This is a genomic window from Pseudomonas sp. P5_A2_2, from assembly GCF_054177685.1.
The window spans coordinates 1-1850 of the sequence record NZ_JBGCUL010000878.1 but is presented as its reverse complement, the minus strand read 5'-3'; the positions used below and the strand labels follow the sequence as shown (position 1 = coordinate 1850).

The window sequence follows — 1850 nt, the reverse complement described above, 5'->3', positions numbered from 1 at the left end:
CCGCCTCAGTCGCCTCTCACAGGCTGATTGGGACACTCTCAAGGTCACCATCAAGGCCAAGGGGCTTCGATTGGTAGTGGCTGATCTGCCTACCAGTCATATGTTGATTGAGACGAAGGGAATCACAGGACAAATCATGGACGTCATCAACAATATGCTGATCGACCTCATGGCTACCATGGCACGACTGGATCAAGAGAAGCGTGTAGAACGCATCAGGCAAGGACTAGAGAACAAACGTGCTGCTGATCCCGATTGGAAGCCATCAGGTAAAGGCAGGAACACTGCCAAGTGGGAGAAGGTTCAGTTGCTGATGCAGGAGCATCCAACCATGTCCGCTGACATGATCGCCAAGCTGGCTGACTGTGGTGTCGCCACGGTGTACCGGATCAAGCGAGAAACAACAGCAGTATGATGGATGCTCGCCCTGTGTCTGTAGTTGTGGTCAGCAGATGCAGGGCAAGCTGGGACTTATTTATCGATTTTGGCGGCGCTCATTTGGCCACCTCGCACCTGGCTTAGCAGGTCAGGTTAAAACACCATTATTTTTCCAGTCAACCAACCAAACCGATATCAAAGTGCACCGGAATTTTGGCGGCGGGGCGAGGACTCTGTGGAAACGAGCACATCATTTGCACTGGCCGATCAGGACGTTGGCACCGTTAATGCTTAAACTTTACAAGCAACGGGTTTATGACAGTGACCAGATCGATGCATCGGCGTCTCAGCTGTACGTGAATCAAAAGCGTGGCCGCAATTTGGTGCAGAGGTGGTGGAAAGGTGATGAAAGAGAGAGCGACCATAATTTGTCGGCGAGATGACCAAGTCCTCTACGTTCGCAAGCAGAAGTCGAAATGGGCTCTACCCGGTGGCAAGATCGAGCAAGGTGAAACACCTCATCAAGCGGCTATCCGTGAGCTATGCGAAGAAACAGGGCTTGTGGATCAGAATTTGGTCTTCCTTGCAGAGCTGGAGAAAAATAACGTCCTGCACCACATTTTTCTGGCTGTTTTAGCAACGTCTGCCGAACCATCGCCCCAGAACGAGATCGCAGCCTGCAAGTGGGGAGCGAAAGTTGGCGACCTGAAGACCAGTCCTGCTACCAAGTCAATCGTGGACTCGTTCGCCAAGCCAAATAGTTCGATGAAGTGCATAAATTAGACTTGTGCATATCGAGTTGCACACAAGCTGGATCGCAAGAAAGGCTGAAGAAATACATGGTAATCATTTACAGATGTGATGAGTAGTGCACAGCCTGCTGCTGTGGCAGTGTGCAAGTTGGGATGTTCGCCTACACTCATAATGTACGCCTACCAACACAACACCGAGGAAGCAAACATGTCTTGGTCAGTGAGGGAAGAGCGAGAAGCAAAGAGGAGGCTGGTGCTTGTGAAGTGGGCAGAGCATGTTGCTCATGCCAAGGCTGCTGGTCAGAAATCCAATATGCGTAAGTTCGTTATGGACTCAAAAGGCAAACTACACGAAACCAACATTACCAGCCTCAAAAGTTGGCTAGATAGGTATGCCGTCCGCTCTTCTGATACTTCCAAGACTGATGCAGTAACTTCCAAGACAGTAACTTCCAATGTAGTCAGCATGTCCCTCGGACTCAAGCCAACCATCTCTGCTGCTCCCTTCGAGGATAACTTCAATAGTTTTTTTACAGAGAGACGACAGTCTGAGAATAACTTCCGCTTGAATTTCTTCAAGGAACAGCGGAGGTTGCTACAGGCTTTACTGGCAGACATTGATAAGCAGATTGCTGAGTTGGAAGATCAGCCAAGATAGAAGCCCCAAAATTATACAGTGACAGATACTTCAAGGAAAGATGCTTTTGCCCTCTCCAGAGC

General features: G+C 49.6%; 3 protein-coding genes and 1 pseudogene. All 4 read left to right on the top strand.

The window, feature by feature from the left end:
- Nucleotides 1–415, top strand: a pseudogene (locus ACXRVY_RS26830) (recombinase family protein); the annotation flags it as partial.
- Between the two features lie 37 nt (nucleotides 416–452).
- A complete protein-coding gene (locus tag ACXRVY_RS26825; RefSeq protein WP_458238711.1) occupies nucleotides 453–821 on the top strand; it encodes a hypothetical protein in 369 nt (122 codons plus the stop codon).
- Complete coding sequence (locus ACXRVY_RS26820) at nucleotides 784–1161, top strand: NUDIX hydrolase (RefSeq protein ID WP_457266384.1); 378 nt, start codon at nucleotides 784–786, stop codon at nucleotides 1159–1161. The genes ACXRVY_RS26825 and ACXRVY_RS26820 overlap by 38 nt, the downstream gene beginning before the upstream one ends.
- Before the next feature lie 177 nt (nucleotides 1162–1338).
- The gene (locus tag ACXRVY_RS26815; RefSeq protein WP_458238710.1) at nucleotides 1339–1788 is read left to right on the top strand and encodes a hypothetical protein; all 450 of its coding nucleotides are present in this window, start codon (nucleotides 1339–1341) and stop codon (nucleotides 1786–1788) included.
- Nucleotides 1789–1850: the final 62 nt, after the last annotated feature.